Annotated in this window: 18 protein-coding genes; 4 read left to right on the forward strand and 14 right to left on the reverse strand. The window is 65.7% G+C overall.

The window, feature by feature from the left end; all coding sequences use genetic code 11:
- Window positions 1–56: 56 nt before the first annotated feature.
- From ACOVRJ_RS10715 to ACOVRJ_RS10755, 9 genes are all read right to left on the reverse strand, one after another.
- The gene (locus ACOVRJ_RS10715) at window positions 57–1,208 is read right to left on the reverse strand and encodes an AraC family transcriptional regulator ligand-binding domain-containing protein (RefSeq protein ID WP_422043839.1); all 1,152 of its coding nucleotides are present in this window, start codon (window positions 1,206–1,208) and stop codon (window positions 57–59) included.
- Between the two features lie 54 nt (window positions 1,209–1,262).
- Window positions 1,263–2,852 (reverse strand): FGGY-family carbohydrate kinase, encoded by a 1,590-nt coding sequence (locus ACOVRJ_RS10720; protein WP_422043840.1) that lies wholly within the window; start codon window positions 2,850–2,852, stop codon window positions 1,263–1,265.
- Window positions 2,849–4,447 (reverse strand): glycerol-3-phosphate dehydrogenase/oxidase, encoded by a 1,599-nt coding sequence (locus tag ACOVRJ_RS10725; RefSeq protein WP_422043841.1) that lies wholly within the window; start codon window positions 4,445–4,447, stop codon window positions 2,849–2,851. The genes ACOVRJ_RS10720 and ACOVRJ_RS10725 overlap by 4 nt, the downstream gene beginning before the upstream one ends.
- Entirely contained in the window at window positions 4,444–6,069 is a 1,626-nt protein-coding gene (locus ACOVRJ_RS10730) for an FAD-binding oxidoreductase (protein WP_422043842.1), read from the reverse strand. The genes ACOVRJ_RS10725 and ACOVRJ_RS10730 overlap by 4 nt, the downstream gene beginning before the upstream one ends.
- 113 nt (window positions 6,070–6,182) lie before the next feature.
- The gene (locus ACOVRJ_RS10735; protein WP_422043843.1) at window positions 6,183–6,872 is read right to left on the reverse strand and encodes a PEP-CTERM sorting domain-containing protein; all 690 of its coding nucleotides are present in this window, start codon (window positions 6,870–6,872) and stop codon (window positions 6,183–6,185) included.
- Between the two features lie 60 nt (window positions 6,873–6,932).
- A complete protein-coding gene (locus ACOVRJ_RS10740; RefSeq protein ID WP_422043844.1) occupies window positions 6,933–9,149 on the reverse strand; it encodes a phosphocholine-specific phospholipase C in 2,217 nt (738 codons plus the stop codon).
- A 33-nt stretch (window positions 9,150–9,182) separates the two neighbouring features.
- Window positions 9,183–9,764 carry a PEP-CTERM sorting domain-containing protein gene (locus tag ACOVRJ_RS10745; RefSeq protein ID WP_422043845.1) on the reverse strand — a complete coding sequence of 194 codons (582 nt, stop codon included), beginning with the start codon at window positions 9,762–9,764 and terminating at the stop codon, window positions 9,183–9,185.
- Between the two features lie 186 nt (window positions 9,765–9,950).
- Entirely contained in the window at window positions 9,951–11,312 is a 1,362-nt protein-coding gene (locus tag ACOVRJ_RS10750; protein ID WP_422043846.1) for an NAD(P)/FAD-dependent oxidoreductase, read from the reverse strand.
- Window positions 11,313–11,410: 98 nt separating this feature from the next.
- Window positions 11,411–12,070, reverse strand: a complete 660-nt coding sequence (locus tag ACOVRJ_RS10755; RefSeq protein WP_422043847.1) for a GNAT family N-acetyltransferase — start codon at window positions 12,068–12,070, stop codon at window positions 11,411–11,413.
- Window positions 12,071–12,141: 71 nt separating this feature from the next.
- Between ACOVRJ_RS10755 and ACOVRJ_RS10760 the strand changes: the two genes are divergently transcribed.
- The 3 genes from ACOVRJ_RS10760 (at window position 12,142) to ACOVRJ_RS10770 (ending at window position 13,721) form a co-directional block, all read left to right on the forward strand.
- Window positions 12,142–12,828: a helix-turn-helix transcriptional regulator gene (locus ACOVRJ_RS10760; protein WP_422043857.1), complete on the forward strand. Its 687-nt coding sequence runs from the start codon at window positions 12,142–12,144 to the stop codon at window positions 12,826–12,828.
- A 100-nt stretch (window positions 12,829–12,928) separates the two neighbouring features.
- Window positions 12,929–13,123 (forward strand): YgaP family membrane protein, encoded by a 195-nt coding sequence (locus ACOVRJ_RS10765; RefSeq protein ID WP_422043848.1) that lies wholly within the window; start codon window positions 12,929–12,931, stop codon window positions 13,121–13,123.
- 67 nt (window positions 13,124–13,190) lie between these two features.
- Window positions 13,191–13,721, forward strand: a complete 531-nt coding sequence (locus ACOVRJ_RS10770; protein WP_422043849.1) for a lipocalin family protein — start codon at window positions 13,191–13,193, stop codon at window positions 13,719–13,721.
- Window positions 13,722–13,740: 19 nt separating this feature from the next.
- On the opposite strand, the gene ACOVRJ_RS10775 is transcribed toward ACOVRJ_RS10770, so the two are convergent.
- The 3 genes from ACOVRJ_RS10775 to ACOVRJ_RS10785 form a co-directional block, all read right to left on the reverse strand.
- Window positions 13,741–14,871: an acyltransferase family protein gene (locus tag ACOVRJ_RS10775; protein WP_422043850.1), complete on the reverse strand. Its 1,131-nt coding sequence runs from the start codon at window positions 14,869–14,871 to the stop codon at window positions 13,741–13,743.
- Between the two features lie 254 nt (window positions 14,872–15,125).
- Window positions 15,126–17,012, reverse strand: coding sequence for a S8 family serine peptidase (locus tag ACOVRJ_RS10780; RefSeq protein WP_422043851.1), 1,887 nt, complete (start codon window positions 17,010–17,012; stop codon window positions 15,126–15,128).
- A gap of 137 nt (window positions 17,013–17,149) precedes the next feature.
- Window positions 17,150–18,100: a LysR family transcriptional regulator gene (locus ACOVRJ_RS10785; protein WP_422043852.1), complete on the reverse strand. Its 951-nt coding sequence runs from the start codon at window positions 18,098–18,100 to the stop codon at window positions 17,150–17,152.
- Window positions 18,101–18,200: 100 nt separating this feature from the next.
- Here ACOVRJ_RS10785 and ACOVRJ_RS10790 point away from each other — a divergent pair, with 100 nt between their 5' ends.
- On the forward strand, window positions 18,201–19,154 hold the full coding sequence (locus tag ACOVRJ_RS10790) for a serine aminopeptidase domain-containing protein (RefSeq protein WP_422043853.1): 954 nt from the start codon (window positions 18,201–18,203) through the stop codon (window positions 19,152–19,154).
- Window positions 19,155–19,163: 9 nt separating this feature from the next.
- Here ACOVRJ_RS10790 and torT read toward each other — a convergent pair whose 3' ends face one another.
- Window positions 19,164–20,138 carry a TMAO reductase system periplasmic protein TorT gene (gene torT, locus ACOVRJ_RS10795; protein WP_422043854.1) on the reverse strand — a complete coding sequence of 325 codons (975 nt, stop codon included), beginning with the start codon at window positions 20,136–20,138 and terminating at the stop codon, window positions 19,164–19,166.
- A 202-nt stretch (window positions 20,139–20,340) separates the two neighbouring features.
- A partial coding sequence (locus ACOVRJ_RS10800; RefSeq protein WP_422043855.1) for a DUF1801 domain-containing protein occupies window positions 20,341–20,690 on the reverse strand: 350 nt, incomplete at its 5' end.

The raw sequence follows: 20,690 nt of genomic DNA on the forward strand, positions 1-20,690 counted from the left end.
AAAACCTGACCCTGTGCTTGCGACGAACTGCAGAGTCGCCGCGACAGGCCGTCAAATCAGCCCACTGCGCGCGAGCGCCAGGCCGCCGGTGTGCAGCCAAACCAGCCGCGAAAGGCGTGGTTGAAATTGCTTTGCTCGCTAAACCCCAGCAAAAACGCGATCTCGGTCAACGAGAGCTGCGGGTCGCGCAGCAAGACCTGCACCTGCTCGCGGCGCACCGCTTCCACCAGGGCGGTGAAGCTGGCCTCGGCCTCGGCCAGGCGGCGCTGCAGGGTGCGCACGCTCAGGCCCAGGGCCGTGGCCACCGCCGGCAACTGCGCGCGGTCATGCCGCAGTTGGGTGCGGATGCATTCGCGCACCGCTTGCACGATGGCGGGCTCGGACGCGGCCGCAGTGAGGCTGCTTTGTGCACCAACCAAGCCGGCTTCATGCAAGCGCTGAGCCAAGCGCTCCTCGGCGGCGCGCAGCAGCGGCGGGAACATGCCGACATCGGCATTCGGCAGCGGCAGGTCCAGCACCAGGGCCGGGAAGCTGGCCTCGGTGACCGAGGCGCCGAAGCGCACCGGCGCGCCAAACACGCGCTGGTACTCGGCCAGATCGGCGCCCTCCGGTGCGGCGTGAACAAAGGCCAGCGCATAAGCCGGCACGCTGGCGCCGCCGGCCAACCAGCTGACAAAGGTGTGGATGCCGGCCATCACACTCTCGCTCAGATGGCGCGCGCCCGGCTGATCCAACCAGGGCGAATGCCAGCGGTAGTGGGCCAGCGCCAAGCTGCCATCGACAGGATCTTCAACCACGATCTCCGAGCGGCCCAGATCATGGGCCAGGCCCTCGAAGCGCCGCGTCTGCTCGGCGGCGGCGCGAAAGTTGGCGCAGGTGCAGAGCACCAGGCCGTAGCTGGCAAAGGTCGAGAGGCCCATGCGCTGGCCGACATGCAGGCCGAAGAACACATCGTCCAATTGCAGCGCGGCGGCATTCAGCAAGGCGATGTAGCGCTGCACCGGAATGGCCTCCGGCAAGGCCGCGCCGGGCTGGGCAATCTCCGGCAGGCCGCAAGCCTCGGCCAGCTGCGCCATATCGGCGCCCAGTTCGCGGGCGGTGTCCACCGCCGTCTTGGCATAGGCCCCAACCACGCGGGCCTGCGCGGGCGGCGGCAGGCTGCTCAAGGACTCGTGCTGGACAGGAGTGTCAGGAGAAGAAACGGACATGGCCGGCAGTGTGCCGCAGGCCCAGTGCGGTCACCATCCTTGCTCACCCCAGGATCAGCCCTCTTTGGCTGTATTCAAGATCTCTTGCAGATCGCCATACAGTGGGCCGAGCCGCTCGTACATGCGCAAATAGACCCGTTTGTAAAGCTCGTCATACAGCCGCGCGTTGGCAGCCTTGGGCTCAAACGTGCGGCCCAGGCGCGTCATCGCCGCCACGGCCGAGGGGAAGTCGCGGTGCAGGCCCAGGCCCACCGCACCGGCGATTGCAGCGCCCAGGCCCGAGGTCTCAAAGGTGTGCGGCCGCGAGGTGGGCAGATTGAAAATGTCGGCGCTCAGCTGCATGGCGGCGTCCGACTGCGAGCCGCCACCTGATACGCGCAAGGACGTGAGCTTGACCTTGCTGCGCGCCTCGATTTTTTCTTTGCCCTCGCGCAGCGCATAGGCCAGGCCTTCCAGAATCGCTCGGTACAGATGGGCGCGGGTGTGCACATCGGAGAAGCCGATCACCGCGCCACGCGCGTCCGGGCCGGGGTGGCGGATGCCGGGGGTCCAGTAGGGTTGCAGCATCAGGCCCTCGCTGCCGGGCGGCACGGTAGACACCATGCGGTCAAACAAGGCCTCGGGCGTCACGCCCTCCAAAGGCGCGGCGGCCAGCTCGGGGTGGCCGAACTGTTCCTTGAACCAGCTGACCATCCAATAGCCACGAAAGATCTGCACCTCGGTGTTGTACTGGCCGGGCAGCACCGCCGGATAGGGCGGCACAAAAGGCGTGGCCTCCACATAGCGCGGCGTGGTGATGTCGATGGTGGCGGTGGTGCCGTAGGAGATGGCGCCGATCTCGGGGCTGATGGCGCCGGCGCCGATGATCTCGCAAGCCTTGTCGGCCGCGCCAGCAATCACCGGCAAGCCCTCGTCCAAACCGGTCGCCTCAGCGGCTTCGCGCGTCAGCCCGCCGATCAAACTGCCCACCGGCAGCAGCTCGGGCATTTGCTCGCGCCGCACCTGCAAGGCCTGCCACTTCCAGTCCCAGGCCGGGGCCCAGTCCTGGCGCTTGAAGTCAAAGGGCAGATAGCCCACTTGCGAGCCCACTGAATCGGCAAAGCGGCCGGTCAGGCGGTAGTTCAACCAACCGGACACCAAGAGCACCTTGTGCGTCAAGGCATGGCGTTCGGGCTCATGCTCGGCAATCCAGTTCAGCTCGGCCTCGCGGCCGAAATAGTCGATGGTGGCGCTGACTCCGGCAGCCTTGAAGGCCAGCGCCCACCAGGGGCTGACGCGCGGCGCACGGCTGGCGCGGCGCTGGTCCAGCCAGATGATGAAGGGCCGCAGCGCCTTGCCGGCCGCATCCACCGGCACCAAGGTGCCACGCTGGGTGGTGACCACCACGCCTTTGACGCAGGCCCGCAAGTCCGCATGCTGGGCCCACAAACCCCGGCACACCGACGCTGCGGCCTGCCAGAAGGCTTCGGCATCATGCTCCAGCCAGCCGGGCTGCAAGGAGATGTAGTCGTCCAGCGGCTGCTGGCATTTGGCGCGGATGTTCCCGTGCAAATCGACCAGCAAGGCGCGCACACTTTGGGTGCCGCAGTCGATGGCGAGCAAGAGTTCGGCTCGACGGGTGGATGGATGATGATCCGTGCTCACAGGCCCTCCTCCACAGGCACCGCGTAGCAGCGCGCCACCCGGTCCAGATAATGTGCCACTTCAGCGGCCCATTGCTCGGCCGACCAGCCCAGCTCTTCGCACACGATAGGTTCCAGCTGCGGCAGCAGCTCGGCACCACCCTGCGGCAGCAACAGGCCCAGGCGGCTGCGGCGCAAGAGCAAATCGTCCAGGTGCGCCACCGCCTCGGCGCGGCAGGCGTAGCGCAGTTCGACCCAGCAGCTCGGGCTGCGGCCGATGCGGGCCAACTCTTGCGGATGCGCTTTCGCGCAGGCCAGCAGCGCCAGCGCATCGATGCCGTAAAGCGCCTGCCAGCGGGCCCGCAAGTCGGAAGGCCAGTCGGCCGGCCAATGGGCCGACAAATCCGCTTGCGGAGCCAACACCGCCGCATCGGGCCGCACATGGGCCAGGGCCGGAACCCGGTTGGCCGCCAAACGCAAAGCCTCGACGGCGCTGGCGCGGAAGGTGGTCAGCTTGCCTCCGGTGACGGTGATCAGCCCGTCTTCGTCCTTGATGAAGTGCTCACGCGTGGCTTTGGAGGGGTCTGCGCCCTGCTGCCCCTCTTCCGCCAAGACCGGCCGCACGCCCGACCAAGTGGACAGCACATCGGCCTCGCCCAGCCCCAAGCTCGGGAACTGATGGTTCAAGGCTTGCAGCAGATAGTCGAACTCGGCGCGGCTGATGGCGGGCTCTTCACCCAAGTCGGGCGCATGGTCCAGATCGGTGGTGCCCACCAGGGTGGCGCCCTCCCAAGGCAGGGCGAACACCGGCCGGCCGTCTTTGGGGTGGAAGAAGGCCAGGGCCTGCGCCACCGGCAAGCGCCAGGCATTGAACATCAGATGGCTGCCGCGCAAAGGACGCAGCTTGGGCGCACAGCCCAGGCTGGCGCGCAGCTGATCGGCCCAGGCGCCGGTGGCGTTGATGACGCATGCCGCCTTCACATCGAAGCACTCGCCGCTGAGCGCGACTTGCAGTTGCACGCCGTCCACACCGGAGGGTCCGCGGCTCAAGGACCGCACCGCCAGATGGTTGAGCGTCAGCGCACTGAGGCTGCGCGCCTCGGCCAAGACGCGCAGGACCAGGCGGGCATCATCGGTCTGCGCGTCAAGATAGGACCAGCCGCCCAGCAGGCCCTGCAGGCCCAGAATTGGCGCCCGCTCTAACAGCGAATTCACGCTGTACCAGCAACGCGAGCGCGCCCGCGCCAAGGCGTCGTACAAGGCCAAGCCGATGCCGAGCACACGCCGGCCGGTCTTGTCGCCCACCCGCACCGGCAAGAGAAAGCGCAGCGGCGTCACCAAGCCCGGCGCATCGCGCAGCAAGGCCTCGCGTTCGCGCACCGATTCGCGTGTCAGGCCGATGCGGCCCTGGGCCAGATAGCGCAGACCGCCATGCACCAGCTTGGAGGAGCGCGAGGAGGTGCCACTGGCAAAGTCGCGTGCCTCCACCAGGGCTACCGAGGCGCCGGCCCGCGCCGCCTCCAGCGCCACGCCGGCCCCGGCGATGCCGCCGCCGATCACCAAGACATCGACACGGCCGAGCGCGCGCAGCCGCGTCAGATCTTCGGCGCGCTTCACTGCGCCTGCCCTTGGCGCGGTGCACTGGGCAGCAGATTGCCCGAGTCCAGCAAGCGCTGCGGATCAAAGTGCTGGGCCAAGGCTTGCAGCGCCGCCATGCCGGCCGCGCCCTTCTCGGCCGCCAGATACGGTGCGTGGTCCTTGCCCACGCCGTGCTGATGCGTGATGGTGCCGCCGTTCTGCACAATGGCCTCACAAACGGCGGTCTTCAGCGCCTGCCAACGCGCCAGCGCGGTTTCAAAGTCGGGCCCGATGCGGAAGACAAAGGTGCTGTAAACGCTGCTGCCCTGCGCATAGACATGTGAGAGATGAGTGTAGGCATGGCAGCGCTCGCCCTGCGCGGCCAGGGCCTCGCGGCCGGCGGACTCCATGGCGGCCATCATGGCCGGCACGCGCGGCCAGTCCACTGCTGTTTCCATGGTGTCCACCGCATAGCCTTGCGCCCACAGGGCATTGCGCAGATAGACGCCCTTGAAGCGATTGGTCTGCCACTTCTTGCCCAAGAGTGCGCCGGTGCCCACCGCGCGGTGGCGGCGCAAAACCTTGCGCGCCAGCGACTTCATCGCGCGGACCTGCGCCGCGCCGCCGGTGAAGCCCAGCATCAGCATCACCTTGGCGCCGGGCGCACAGCCGCGCAGGGCCAGATAGCGCTCCAGCCAGGCGATGGCGCTGGCGTGACCGGCCAGGGCCAGGGTGGTCAGCGTCTCCGTCGCATTGGCCAGGCGCATCATCGACAGGCCCAGCTTGGCCTGGGCCAGTTCGCGCACCGCCGCCTCGCCGGCCGCCCAGTCGGGCAGGAAAAAGGCCAAAAAGTCCTCGCGCTCGGGCAGGCGGCTGATGCGCACCGAGGCCTCGGTCAGCACGCCGAAACGCCCTTCCGAGCCCAACACTTGTTCGCGCAGATCGGGGCCGGCAGCCGAGGCCGGAAAGGTGGGCAACTCCAGCGTGCACTGCGGGGTCTCGAGTCGCCCGCCGGCAAACATCGCCTCGATGCGGCCATAGCGGGCCGACTGCTGGCCGGAGGAGCGGGTCATCACCCAGCCGCCCAGACTGGCGTATTCAAAGCTCTGCGGATAGTGGCCCAGCATCCAGCCGCGCGCGCGCAGCTGCGCCTCCAGATCGGGGCCCAAGACGCCGGCCTCAAAGCGCGCCAGCTGCGCCAGCGGGTCCAGGCTGAGCAGGCTGCGCATGCGGCCCAGCATCAGCGTCAGCACCGGGCGAGCATCACCGGCGGGCGGGGTCAGATGGCCGACCACGCTGGTGGCGCCGCCGCAGGGAATCACCAGCGCGCCGACCTGGGCCGCCCAGTCAAGCCATGCGCGCACCTGGGCCGAGCTCTCCGGCCAGACCACGCCGTCGCTGACCGGGCCGACGCGACCAAAGCGCAGGCGCAACCAGTCGCCCAGGCTCTGGCCGAAGCTGGCGCGCAAACGGGCCTCGGCGCTGGTGTCCAGGCCCGGATGCGCGGGCAGGCGGGACGGCGGAATTTGCGCCAAGGCCGCCGCCAAAGCCGCGTCTTGCGGCGCCTCGGCCACCCCGACCTGGGCATGCAAGAAGTCCAGTGCGCCCTCGTTCAGGGCGCTGGCCACCCCTTCCTCACCCCAACCATTCCAACGACGCATCACGGATCCCCGGCTCAAAAAAAGGCAAGGCCCGAGCTTATGCAGCTCGGGCCTTGCCGACTAGGGATTTTGTGACGCGGGCTTGTGCTTACGCGCCAGACTGGGGTTTGTCTTTAGGCCTTGCGGCGACGAGCAGCGGCGCCCAGGAACGCCAGGCCCAGGCCCATCAAGGCATAGGTTTGTGGCTCGGGCACGGCGCCAACATTGGTCAGCGAGAAGGCCAGGTTGTCGGCGTAGCCGTCGTTGTCATTCGAGGCCAGGCGCTCCATGGTCAGATCGAACTTGATCTGAGCGGTGCCCACTGGCACAAAGCCCTTGACTTGACGGAACAGCAGACCGGTCTGGTTGCTGCGGTCGGCTGCCTTGACCGGGCCCAGCGAGATATTGCTGATGTCGGCATTGGCAGCGTCAATGAAGGTCACCATCAGCTGGGCGTTGTCGCCTTGGTCCTTCCAGCCACCCAGAAAACCGTTCAGGTCGAAGGCGACCTTGCCGCTGGCGATGCTGGTGCTCAGATCGCTGACGTTGACAAACTGGAAGCCTGCCGAGAAAGCCGAGCTTTGGCCGGCAAACATCTTGCTGCCACGGTTCGTGGGGCCGGGCTGGGTCGGCAGCACCCAGTTGCTGCCGTAACTGACCGACTGGAACAGGTCGGTGCCGTCGTAGGCCGTCCAACCGGTCGCGCCGGCTTCGGCATCGCCGTTGATGATCAGGTTGCTGCCGAAGCTGGTGGCGTGGGCGGCCAGGCTGGCGGCCAAGAGAGTCAGGGCGGCAGCGCCGCGGATCAGGGTCTTGGTAGTCATGATGAAAAATCTCCGTGAATCAAACAAAGTGAACAGTGAGGTAAGAGCTGCAGCGGGAACTCAGACCGGCAAGCGGTACTGGTTCAGCTGAGCCGGGCCTTCCATGGCCGGGTCGGTGATCGAGGGCTCGCCGGTTTCCAGATGGCCGGCAAAGCGACGGCTGTAGTCGGCCTGGCCGACCACGCGCACGCTGAAGTCGTACCAGTAGGCGCTGTCCTTCAGCGGCAAGCGCACGGTGACGCTGGCGCGAGCCGGCAGCTTGACCGTTTGCGGGTCCACCGCGTAGTACTTGTTGGCGACCAAGGTCATGCTGCAGGCGAAGCTGCCGGTATTGCTCAGCTCGATGATGAGTTCGCCATTGACCGCGTCCGGTGTCACACGCACTTCGGGATTAGGCTGGGCGGCCGCGGCGACGCGGCGCGCATTGCCGGTGAAATGGCGGTGATAGCCGTTCGGGCCCAAGACCCACAGGTCATAAGCACCGGTGCTGCTGGGCTGCCAGGTGCCGCTCAGCTGCTTGCCGGCTTCCACCGTGTAGCGGCGCGGCAGCGCAGCCAGGTTCAGGCGGTCATAGACATGGAAGACTGCTGCGGGTGCCTCGGTCACGCCGGTGTGGGCGAATTGCAGCTCGATACGGCTGGAGCCAACACGACCGGGGTTCACCTTGACAGCTGCGGTGGTGTGCAGTTCATAAGCCAGTGCGCGTGCCGGGCGTGGGCCGCTCAGCTGCACCGGGGCTTGCAGGCTGCTCGGCGTGGGCGGCGTGCTGGTGCCGGGCAAGGCGCGGGCGCGCTTCGCCAGCTCCAGCGTCTTGGGGAACTTGTCGAAGAAGGCCGCATCGTTGGGGTCGCGGAAGTTGAAGGCCGAAGTCAAGTCGCCGGCCACGGCACGACGCCAGCCGCTGATATTGGGCTCCATCACGCCGAAACGCTTTTCGATGAACTGGATCACCGAGGTGTGGTCCGCCACTTCGGAGTTGACCCAGCCGCCCTTGCTCCAGGGCGAGATCACATACATGGGCACGCGCGGGCCAAAGCCGTAAGGCTTGTGCTGGTGGGTGGCGGGTGTGCCGTTGAGGATGTGGTGGTACTCACCGGCGGTGTCGGCGGTGGAGGCCCCGGCCAGCTCGGCCTTGGCCGGGTCGGCATCCCATTTGACATAGCTGGGCGCGGCCGGGGGCGGCATGTGGTCAAAGAAGCCGTCGTTCTCGTCGAAGTTGATGAACAAGACCGTCTTGCTCCAGACCTCGGGGTTGGCAGTCAGCGCATCCAGCACCTTGGCGGTGTAGTCCGCGCCCTGAGCGGGACTGGAGGGGCCGGGGTGCTCGGAGCCTTCGGCGGTGGCGACGATCCAGCTGACTTGCGGCAGCTTGTTAGCCAACACGTCTTCACGCAGCTTGTCCAAGTCGCGGGTGTTGATGCCGCGCTCGGCCAACTCGGCCGAGTAGCCGGGGCGCTTGTAATAGGCGTCGCGGAAGGGGCGGAAGCCGAACAGCGCGTTGTCGGTGAAGTTGTCGTTCAGGTTCTGGTAGACCTGCCAGGTGATGCCGGCGGCTTGCAGGCGCTCGGGGTAGGTGGTCCAGGTGTAGTCGTCCAGCGGGTTCGGGTTGAACCACTCGTGGCTGTTGTCTGTCGAAGGGCCATTGCCCAGACCCAGGCCGTCATTGCTGCCGCTCCAGATGAACAGGCGGTTGGTGTTGGTGCCGGTCTGGGTGGCGCAGTGGTAGTGGTCGCAGATCGTGAAGGCATTGGCCATCGCGAACTGGAAAGGCAGATCGCTTTCCTTGAAGTGACCCATCGAGTGGTTGTTCTTGGCCTTGGGCCAGGCGTTCATGCGGCCTTGGTCCCAGGCGGCTTGGGCATCGGCCCAGGCGTGCGGCGTACCCGAGACACGCATGAAGGCAAAGTTCTGCGTGGTGTTCAGGTGGAAAGGCGCAATCGCGACCGGGCCGACCGGCGGACGGCCGGGCACCGAGGCGGTGGCATTGGGCTGCACCCAGACCGTGCGGCCGGTGATGCCGGTCTTGTCGGCCACGGGCACCGGGAAGGGGTCGGCAAAACCACGCACGCCATTCAGCGTGCCGAAGTAATGGTCGAAGGAGCGGTTTTCCTGGGTCAGCACGACGATGTGCTCGACGTCCTGGATGGTGCCGCTGCGGTTATTGGCCTGGATGGCCAGGGCGCGCTGAATGGCAGGCGGGAAGCTGGCCAGGGCGGCCGAGGCGCCGGCGGCCGAGGCCACGGTGCGCAGAAAACCGCGACGATCTTGCTGAGTCATGGTGTGTGCTTTCGAAAAATTGGGGCAGGCGGCTCAGGCCGCGCTCTTGCGGCGAGCCACGCGGGCAACAACCATCAGGCCGGCCAGCAGCAAGGCATAGCTCTTGGGCTCAGGCACGGCTTGGGTGAAGCTGAAGTCATCCATCACGAACTCGCCGTGGTTCTGGCTCTTGATGCGCACGGCATCGACCTGGCCGGCATAGCCGCTGGCCAGAAAGGTCGGTGTGGCCGACGGGTCCAGCGTGGCGCTGGTGGCGACCACTTGGCCCTTCAGCAGCAGCTCAAAGCTAAGCAGAGCGCCGCCCAGGCCGGCGAAGTAGGCACCGTCGAAACGCGCCGTTTGGCCGGCCGCGCCAAAGCGGATCAGGCTGGCGGCGTCGCTGCCCAGGAAGTCATTGGTGATGCGGCCCTGGCCGGATTTGGCGGTGTAAGGCGCAACCGGGGTGGAGAAAGCGGTCCAGCCACCCACCGACCAGTCGAGGCCGCCGTAGTTGGCGCTGACAACGCCGTCGGGCAGATCATCGAAGTTCAAAACCGTCGCCATCGCGCCGGGCAATGCGGCCAGCATGGCGGCGCCGATAGCGACCTTGCCCATTGAAAACACAAATTTCCTCACCGGAATCCTCCTTGTTGTGGAATCCATTCAATCTATTGAGGAAATAGGTCGTGAAAATGACGAGCAAAGGACCAAACGGACTACGTCAGCAGATTCGCCTGGTCTCAAACAAGGGAGAGGATGCCGGGCAAGCCCGCCAAAGCCACGGTCCAACGCGGTTCGGCGTTCAGGGGCAACGCTGTGCGCTCAGCGCACGCTCTTGGGCGGGCTGTCGGCGCTGGCGGGCTCGGCCACCACACGCGCATAGCGCTGAAAACTCCAGTAAGCCCAAGCCCAGTCCATCAGCACCACCAATCGGTTGCGGAAACCGATCAAAAAGTAAACGTGGACAAAAAGCCAGAACAACCAGGCCAGATAGCCCGAGAACTGCAGGCGCCCGACATCGGCCACCGCCGCTTTGCGCCCGATGGTGGCCAGATTGCCGTAGTCGCGGTAGCGGAACTTGGGCGCGGCAGGCAAGACCTGACCCCGAGAAGCCGAGCCACGAGCCTCTGCGCGTAGTTGGACCAGGATCTGCGCCGCCGCAAACGCGCCCATCTGCTTGGCGCCCGGGCTCACGCCCGGCACCGGCCGGGTCGAGCCATCGGGCTCATGGCTGAGCGCGGCGGCCAGGTCGCCAATGACGAAAAGCTCCGGGTGCTCCGGGATGTTCAAACGCCCATCCACCTGCACGCGGCCGGCCCGGTCCAAAGGCACCGCCAGCATGCGGCCCAGCGGCGAGGCCGCCACCCCGGCGGCCCAGACGCGCGTGCGCGCTTCGATGCGCTGGCGTCCGCTCGCGCTTTCGACCTCGACGCCTTCTTCATCAATCTCCACCACCCGGCAGCCACAGCGCACTTCCACGCCCAAGTGCTGCAATTGCTCAGCCGCGCGAGCCGACAAGTCGGGCTTGAAGGCAGCCAAGACGCGCTCGCCCCCTTCCAGCAAGATCACCCGCGCCTTGGCCGGGTCGATGCGGCGGAATTCATTGCGCAAGGTGTGACGCGCGATTTCCGCCAAGGTGCCGGCCATCTCCACCCCGGTAGGCCCGGCGCCGATGACGACAAAGTTCAGCCAAGCTTGGCGCTCACTCTCTTCAGCCAGCGCTTCGGCGCGCTCAAAGGCGGTCAGCACCTGGGCGCGCAGCTTGAAGGCATCGGCCATGGTTTTCAGCCCAGGCGCATGCTCGGCCCAGTCGTCCCGGCCGAAATAACTGTGGGTGGCACCGCTGGCCACGATCAAGAAGTCATAGCTCAGGCGCTGACCGTCCGACAAGTCGACGCAGCGCGCTTGCTTGTCGATACCGCTCACTTCAGCCATCAGCACCGTGGCATTGGCCTGGCGCCGCAACATATGGCGGATGGGCGCGGCGATCGACGGTGCCGACAAACCTGCCGTGGCCACCTGATACAGCAGCGGCTGAAACAGATGGTGGTTGCTGCGGTCAATGACGATCAGATCGACCGGGGCGCCAGCCAGGGCTCGCGCGGCAGCCAAGCCGCCAAAACCACAACCGATGATGAGGACGCGCGGGCGCGGGCTTGATGAAGAACTGCGGGGCGGGTTCATGCGCCTATTCTGGCCCGCGCCAGCCGGGTTCTTTCAGCCCTGCTGATAGCCATTTGGAATGGCTGCTGCGATTCAAGGCATAGCCTACTTGCACGGCCTCAATGGCCGAGCAATTTCTCGAAAAATACGCTGAAGGGCTCGGCGCGCCGGCCCGAGAAGGGTCCGCAGCGGCCATAGCCATGGCGCTCCAGCAGGCGCTGCGCGCCGCGCTGTGAGGCCGCGACTTGCACCCGCAGCAAGGGTTGGCGCTGGCGCAAGGCCTCGCGCTCCAACTCTGCCAGCAGCGCGGCACCCAGGCCCTGGCCTCGCTGGCTGGGCGAAACCACCCAGCTGCTCAGCTCGGCGCTCTCATCAAAGAGCTGCAAACCGGCCAGGCCCAGGGCACGCTGACGTGCATCGCGCACCACGGCCAAGCGCAAATTGGGCCGATCCAGTGCATCGCGATGCCGTTGCGCCAGCGGATTGGCACAGGGGTAATGCCCAGCTTCAGCGTCATTCAGTGCGGCCAGCAAGGCGGCCAAATCGCTGCGGCTGCTTGAGTCCAAGGCTTCAATCCGGACTTGCGAATGGACAGCACCAACGCTGTCGCTGGCCCTTGCCACCCAGATCTGACCCGGGCAGCGTTGGTTCACATGCAAGGCTTGAGGGGAACCCGTGTAGGCGGTACGCATGGGCAATGCTCCCAGTCCAAGGGGTAGATAAGGGCGGGCTTCGCCCGCAGCGGGGACAGCAAAAATGGCCAAGGTGGTTCTCTTCATGGGCGCTTGGAGATGAACACGACACGCAATTGGCGTGCCATGTCTTCAAGACGGGCCGCACAATGGCGACCATGCGCCGCGCCGATCGTTTGTTTCAACTCGTCCACCTGATCCGAGGACGCCGCCTGTCCACCGCCGACTTCCTGGCCCAGCGCCTGGAGGTGTCGCCGCGCACCGTCTACCGCGATGTGGCGGCCTTGCAAGGGCAAGGCGTGCCGATCGAGGGCGAGGCCGGCGTGGGCTACCGCATGCGCGCCGGCTTCGACCTGCCGCCGCTGATGTTCACCAAGGACGAAGCCCAGGCGCTGGTGGCCGCGGTGCGCCTGGCCCAGGGCCAGCTGGACAGCGGCTTGGCGCGCCAGGCCGAGAACGCGATGCTGAAGATTCTGGGCGTGCTGCCCAGCGCCGAGCGGGCCGCCGCCGAAAGCCTGGCCCTGTTCGCCCCGCTGACCGGCTTGAGCCCCGAGATGCGCGAACGCCTGGCCCTGCTGCGCGAGGCCACCGAAAGCCGCCAGGTTTTGCAGCTGGACTATCTGGACCTCAGCGAGGCGCGCAGCCAGCGCCGGGTGCGGCCGCTGGCCTGCTTGTTCTGGGGCCAGGTCTGGACGCTGGCGGTTTGGTGCGAGCTGCGTGAAGACTTCCGCAGCTTCCGGGTTGACCGCATCCAGGCCTTGCAGGTGCTGGACGAACGCTTCCGCGATGAGCCGGGCAAGACCTTGGCCGATATGAGGCGCGCCACCGCCCTTGAACAAGGCTAGGCAAAGGAATCAACAGGCTTGATCTGGCGCAAGCCCATGCAGGAGGCGAGGTTCAAAATGAGCCTTAGAGCCAGACTCGGCTCCCTCTGAAAGGTTTGCCATGAAGATCAATGTTGGGACCACCGATCGTGTTTTGCGCATCAGCGCCGGCTTGCTGCTGATCGTGCTGGCCGCCACCGGCACCGTGGGCGTTTGGGGCTATATCGGCATCGTGCCCTTGCTGACCGGCATCTTCCGCTTCTGCCCGGCCTACCCCTTGCTGGGCATGAACACCTGCTCGATGAAAGACCAGTAAGCGCCAGGCTTTTGTCGGCTCTGCTAGGGTGCGGGTTTGCCGATCAAGGCAAGCCCCGGACCGATCCATGAACCGACACCTTCTGGCCCTGCTCTGCCTGAGCGCCTTCGTCAGCACCTCGCAAGCGGCCGAGCCCGCGCCTTTGCCGACGGTGGCTGCCGTCGATCTGCAGCGCTATGCCGGCGCTTGGTATGAGATCGCGCTATTGCCAAATCGCTTCCAAAAGCAATGCGTGGCCGACACGCAGGCGCGCTACCGGCTCGATGGCAATCGGGTGGAGGTGATCAACCGTTGCCGCACCTCCAATGGCGAGGTGGATCGCACGGCGGGCCATGCCAAGACCGTGGACAGCAGCGGCAATGCCAAGCTGCGCGTCACCTTCTTCTGGCCGTTTTATGGCAACTACTGGGTGCTCGATCTGGATGAAGACTACCGCCATGTCTTGATCGGCGAGCCCAGCCGCAAGTACGCCTGGGTCTTGTCACGCACGCCGCAGATGGACGAAGCGCAGCTGCAAAAGCTCTTGGACCGAGCTGCGGAGCTGGGCTTCAACAAGCAGGCCTTTCAGCGCACGCCGCAGACCCAGCCGCTGGAGTGAAGCGCGCAAGGCTCTGCCCTCAGGCGCGCAAGGCCTTGGACAGCAAGCGCGCCAGCAAGGGCAGGAGGCGCAGCCGACCCGCCGGCGCCTCAATCCAGCGATAAAAGGGCACAGCAGCCATATTGCTCAAGATCCACGCAGACAGCAGCGCCATCAAGGCCTGCCAACCATGCTCGGGGTCCCGATACTCGAACAAGGCATTGACCAGCAAGCAGATCGGGAAGTGCACCAGGAACAGCGCAAAGGAATGCGTGCCCAGATGCGCAATCAAGGGCGCGCTCTTGCGATCGGCCAGCAGGCAGCGGCCGATGTGATGGCGCTGCTGCAAAGCGGCCAGCACCAGCGCGGTGAACAGCGCCAGCAGCACCCGCTCACGGAAGTCGAGCACCAAAGCGATCAAGACCGCCGCACTCAGCAAAGCCAGGCCCAGGCGCTGGTGGCGGATCAGACCCAGCCAATGCACCATCGCGCCCAGGCCATAGGCGCCGAAGAAGTACAAGGCCCAGTTATCCAAGCCGGCCATGCGATTGAAGAACCACAGCGAGGCCAGCATCACCAACACCACCAAGGCCGGGCCGATCACACGGCGCCAGGCGCGTGGCAAGGCCAGCTGGCGCGCCACCCACAGCAGGGCCAGCAACAGGGCGAAGAGTTGCAGGTCGATGGCCACATACCAAGCCCCCACCGTCAGCGACTCATAGCCCAAAACACCGTGCAAAAGCGTGGCGTGGGCCAGCAGTTGCGGCAGGCTGATCGAGGCCGGCACCAACTCGGGCAGCCATGGCGCCACCAGGGCCGAGACCAGCAAGGTCATCACCACGGCCGCCATGAAGGGCAGCACCAGGCGCTGATAACGGCGCCAGAGCAAGTCCGGCACGCGCCCATCCAGCAACTGGCCTTGGGCGGACAAGGCCCGCGCACTCAAAAAGCCGCCCAGCACCAAAAAGACCTGCACCGCCATGCGGCCGTAGTGATAGAGCCAGTCCATCAGCTGCGGCAGCACCACGCTCAGGCTTTCAGAGATGGGCCCGTAGGCCGACAAATGGTGCAAGACGATCAGCTGCGCCGCCAAGCCCTTCATGGCATCGACATGCAGCAAGCGTTGTTGAATCTTGGGCGGCTTGTTCTTGGGGTGGTCGGCGGAACTCATCGAACAGGCCCCTGCAGCCTGGCTCTGCGGGGCGACTTTCTTTTTTTGAACGCTGGGAAAGAGCGGGTGAATCGATGGACTCTGCGGCACGAAGCCTCAAGGCAGAGCCATGCTTTTCATGAGCCCAAACACTAGACAGCCGCACAGCAAGGCTTGCTGTGCGGCTGTTCGAGAAGAGCGGCAATTATAGAGTTCGGGGTAACTTCCCTTAGAACCGAGCCCCTAGATCGGGCTCAGGTCGGCCCAGGCTCCAGTCAGAGCTTGATACCCGCCAGCTCCGCACTCTTGCGTGGGTTGATCAGATTGACGCGGCCGGGCTTGCCATCGGCGCCGCTCATGCGCTCGGCGCCTTGCAGGATCAAGGCCTTGACTTCGGCGGGCTTGAGTTCCGGCTTCAAGGCGATCAGCTTGGCGGCCAGATTGGCCACCTGCGGGCTGGCCATGCTGGTGCCGCTGAGCTTCATGCGCACGCCGCCGGGGATGGGTGCATCCACCTCAAAGCCATTGGCATGCACCACCACCGTTTTGCCAAAGGTCGAGAAGCTGGTCTCGCTGCCCGAGCGATCCACCGCGCCGGCGGTGATCAAGTTGGGCAAGGACAGGCCGGCGGGGATGTACTCCTCGAAGTCGGCGCTATTGTCCTCATTGCCGGACCCGGCCACGAACAAGATCTCGGGCGCGCCGGCGATGGCCGCATTCAAAGCATCGCGCTCGATCTTGAACAAGCGCAGCGCCTCGGCCTTGCGCTGCTCGGGCGTGCCGCCGAGGTTGTGATACGCCATCATCATCTCGTAAGCGCTGGGGCCATAGCGCCAGCTCATATTGACAACGCGCACCCCGGCGCTCTTGAAGCCTTGCACCAGCGTGCCGTAGTTGGCCGCCGTCAGGCGCGAGCGTGCTTCCGAGGGTTTGGACGGCTCGGTCTTGTGGCTCCACAGCATGGTGGCGGCATAGACCTGGGCGAAAGGGTTGCCGTCCACCGCAATGCCCGCCACATGGGTGCCGTGCACATAGAGGCCGGCCAAGGCCATGTCCTCACCAAAGCCCTTGGCCTGCTCGGCCTTCAAGCCGCCCAGGGTGGCGCGGAACTGGCGCGAGTCGGGGGTGTCCAGCGCGGCGCGTTGGTCCATGGCGCCCTTGATCATGCTGCGCAGCTGCGGCCAGCGCGGCTCGGCCTCACCCAGCGGGCGCAGCAGGTCTTTGGAAGGCTGACCTTCATCGGTGAAGGCCAAGCCCTTGGCCGCGCCGGTCTTGAACAAGGCCAAGTCCACGCCCGAATCCCACACGCCGATCAGCACCGGCTTGGCCTTGGCATCGGCGGGGATGCTGAAGGTGCGTGGCGTCCAGATATCGGCCTTGGCCACCGTCTTGCTATTGGCGTCCAGCACCTGCTGCAGGCCGGCCACGATGGCGGCCTTGTTGGGGCCGAGCAATTCCATCTGCATGCGGGTGCCAACGATGGCCTGCGCCAGCTGTGCGGGCACCACCATCTGGCCGTTTTGCGCCATCACATCGAGTTGGGCCTTGAAGCTGCCAATCATCAGCTCGGGGTTGAAGGTCTCGACCCCGCCGCGATTGGCCTTGATGGTGTCTTGCACCTCGGCCCAGTTCATTGCCCCATAACGGCGCGCCACCTCGGCGCTGAGCCAGGCGGCGTCGCGCTTCTCCAATTGCTGTTGCGCCAGCAAATCGGTCAGCACGCCGCTGGTCTGCTTGCCGGCGGGCTTTTCTTGCAGGGCGCGGGCCTTGGCGGTCCAGCCCGGCACGGCAGCCCAGTCACCGCGCAGCTGCGCCAGGCTGGCGAGTGCTCCATAGGCTTCGCGCAGGGTGGCGGCGTCCTTGATGTCATAGGCGGCCAGATCGGCCTGAATGTCGGCTTCCAACTGTGCGCCCAGGGGCTTCAGCGCAGCCAGCGGTGCGCTCAGATAAGCACTGGGCAGCTGGGCCAGGGTGTAAGTGCGGCGCGGCAGTTGATCGGCGCTGGTGATGACTTTGCGCTCGGCTGGCGCCGCAGCCGTGGTGCTTGTCGAGGTTGCGGTTTGTGCCAAGGCGGGCACAGCGGCCAAGCTCGCAGCGCACAGCAAGGCGGCTGAGGCAACTGCGGTCAGAGGGCTGAAAAAGTGAGAGGACGAAGTGTTCATCAAGCTGCGGCTCCACAGGGTTTGAAAGGAATGGTCGGCAGAATATCCAGGCCCCTCCTGTCGCGAAGGCCTCAGGCGCCGAGCTGCAGAATCCTTGTCATCAACAGCAGATTTGAGCGGATCAGGCGATCCGCACCTCAAGCCGACGAAGCCAGCGCCTCGCGCACAAAGCGCACCAGCGCCCGCGCGGTTTCCGAGCCCACCGGCATGGGCAAGGTCAGCGCCTGAATCCACTCGCCCTCCTTCACCACCATGCGCCAGCCCGGCAATAGGTCGACCAGGCCGGACTGCGGGCCAACACAAAAGTCTGGGCACAGCACCACCCCGTCGCCATGACGTGCCATCGCCAGCAAGGTGTCCAGATCATTGCCCCAGGCGCTGGCGCGCAAATGCAGCTCATGCCGCTCGTCGGCCTCGGCCGCGTTATCCCGCACCCAAACGCTATGGCCCCCTTCTTCATGGGTGCCGATCAAGAGACAAGGCTGCTGCGCCAAGTCCTGAGGGCCGGCCAGCGGCACCCGCCCTGCCGCGCCATACGCGCGCACGGCATAACGCATGAGCGGCTGCGCCACCCAGTCCTCGGGCGGCTGGGCGGTGGCGCGAAAAGCCAGGTCCACGCCTTCGCGCAGCAGATCCACCCGCCGATACGTCATCAGCAACTCATAACGCAGCGCCGGGTGCAAGCTCTGAAAGCGCGCCAACAAAGGCGCCAAGACATGGTTGCCAAACACCGGCGCGGTGCTGATGCGCAAGGTGCCGCTGAGCTGGTCGCGCTCGCTGCGCAAGGCCAGGCGGGCGCCCTCGGCGGCCTCCAAGACAGCGCGGGCCTTGGCCTGCAGGCGCCGGCCGGCTTCGGTCAAGCTCAAGCTGCGGGTGCTGCGGGCGAACAAGGCCAGGCCTACCGCCGCCTCAATGGCCGCCACCTTGCGGCTGACTGCCGCCCGCGTCAGGCCCAGTTCGCGCGCGGCACGCGCAAAGCTGCCGGCCTGCGCAATGCGGGCGAAGAGCTCCAGCGCATTGGCGTCCAAGGCCTGGTCGGCCGCGGTGCGGCGGCTGCGCGGAATGCTGGGGGGCGGCTTGATTGTCAACTGATTGATACCAATGTGTGGCTTTGATGCAGTCTATTCGCTCCCGCATTGCCAATCTAGACTGAGCGCCATTGAACAGCCCCCTGAAGAGAAACGCGCCATGTCCCAAGCATCAACAACGCCAGACAGCCCGAGCAGCGGCCACAGCAACGCCATCCAGCTGCGCTGCGCCGATGGTCGGCTGCTGCAGGCGCGCTGGCACAACCCGGCTGGGCCGGTGCGGGCTGTGGCGGTGATCAGCCCGGCCATGGCCGTGGCCAGCCCCTTTTACAAAGGCTTTGCCGAGTGGTTGGCCGGACGCGGCTATGCGGTGCTCAGCTATGACTACCGCGGCATTGGCCCCAATCTGAAAGGCCATGTGCGGCAAGAACCCGCCGGGCTGCGCGACTGGGCGCGTCTGGACATGGCCGCCGCCCTGCGCGCCGGCCACAAGCGCCGGCTGGCCGCGCAAGAAGCGCAAGGCCAGAAGCTCGGCCTGCTGATGATTGGCCACTCTTTTGGCGGCCAGGCGATTGGTCTGGCCGAGGGCTTTGAGCAGGCCGATGCCTTGCTAGGCGTGGCCGCGCAGGCCGCCGACTGGCGCTTCTGGGCCGGGCTGCAGCGCATCAAGGCGGCGCTGTTCTTCCACGCCCTGCTGCCGGCTTTTGGCCATGCCTTGGGCCATGCGCCGGGCTGGCTGCTGGGCCCGCGCGCCCAGGGCCTGCCCAAAGCGGCCGCGCTGGACTGGGCCCGCTGGGGCCGCCGCAAAGGCTATTTGTTCACCGACCCAAGCTTGCGCGCCGAACTGGGCTACGACCGCTTCACCGGCCCGGTGCATTTGTGGAATGTGACGGACGACACCTTGTTCGGCCCCGGCCCGGCCGTCGATCACCTGGGCCGGCAATTCAGCGGCGCCCAGGTTCAGCGCCTGACCTTGGACCCGCAGCAACTCGGCCTACGCGCCATTGGCCACTTCGGCATGTTCCGCCGCGACCTGGGCGAGCGCATCTGGCCGCTGCTACTGGGTCCGGTGGAGCAAGCCACGCCGGTCTTGCGGCAAAGCCTGCTGGCTTGAAAACCGCGCCTACAGAGGCTGCAAGGCTTGCCGCACCAGCCATTGGCCCTTGGGCGGCAAAAGCTCTGACAAATCCATGCTGTCCAAACGCGCCCGATCCAAGATCTCGATCTTCGGGCTGACTCGTTTCGGCAAGACCTGACCCTGCAGCGCACGCACGGCCAAATCGACGCTGATGCGAGCCTGGGTCACCGGTTTATCGGTGGGCGCGGCCAAGACCAGACCTTTCCTGATGTTGGCCACGATCTCTTCGTTGACGTAGTAGGCCAAAAGTTTGGGCTGTGCTGCGGGCCGCTGACTCAAATAGCGGGCCGCGAACTCGATGGCAACCGCATTGCCAATGATGTAGTCCGGTGAGCCGAACTCCGCCAGATGCTTGCGCACCAAGGTTGACTGCGAAGCCGCGTCGGTCGGCCCGTAGCCGCCAAAACTCAGATCGACCGCCTCACCGACAAGCCGGCTCTTGAGGCCGCGCTCGCCATCCTGCACCCAAGTTGCACCGGCTGGCCCGGGAAACCAGGCCACTCGCACCCTGCGCTCCCCGGCGTGGCGCAATAAATAGTCGACCGCCTGCCTGGACATGTCTGCAAAACTCACCAGTGAACGACTGGTGGTCTGGGCGCTGACACCGTTGATCAAATCGATCACGGGTTTGCCGTCCTTGATGGCTGCCTCAATTTCTTGGTTCAAGCCATCTGCACTGATGGCTCCGATGATGAAGGCCTGCGCACCTAGCGCGACGCAATCCGCCCACTGCTTCTTTTGCATTGGCAGGTCGGCATAGCTGTTGGCGTGGTAGATACCCATTTGCAAGCCTTGGCGCTTGGCCTCTTCCGCCAAGCCCCATGACACACCCCACCAATACCGGTCCCGCCCATTGGGTAGCAAAGCGCAGATTCGCCAAGCCTTGTTGCTGGCGGCAGGCAGCAAGGTCCAGCGTTGCTCCTTGCCATCGACCACAAGCTCATAGCTCGGCGAAGTCACTTGGGCCTTCGCGACGGGGAAAGAAAGGCCCAGCGCCAGCGCACAAAAACTAAGCGCCCTTGCAACTGCCTTCCGCCGCAACAACTCTGTCCTACGCATTCGGACCCCAAGAAGAGACATGCGCCGGATCTTACTCAGTCGCCCATGAGGCAAAAAAGCAAAGCCGGCACAGACTCTTGAGCGGCGAAGGCAAGCCGATCAATCAAGCCTGCGCTTGGCTGGCGGCCGCCAAGGCCAAGGGCAAGTAGCCGGCGAGCGACTTGCTTTGAATGTCGTCCAGGCTGCGCAGTTTGAGATGGCGGCGCCCCTTGCCTTCACCTTCCAGATGGCCCCAAGGGTCTTGGATCAAGGCGCCATGCCCAAACTCCACCGAGACGTGGGCCTTGTAGGCGAACACGCCACAGAACTGCAGCCCCGAGCTGAACAAGATGCCACCGTACTTCAGCTCCTCGCTCAGGGGCTGGTACTGCGTCTTCAGCAGCGCTCGCACGGCTTCGACGATCTGAAAGTTCAGCTCGCTCATCAAGCGAATGTCTTCCAGCCAGGTTTGAA

Source organism: Roseateles sp., assembly GCF_049240545.1.
In the GTDB taxonomy this organism is placed as follows: domain Bacteria; phylum Pseudomonadota; class Gammaproteobacteria; order Burkholderiales; family Burkholderiaceae_C; genus Paucibacter_A.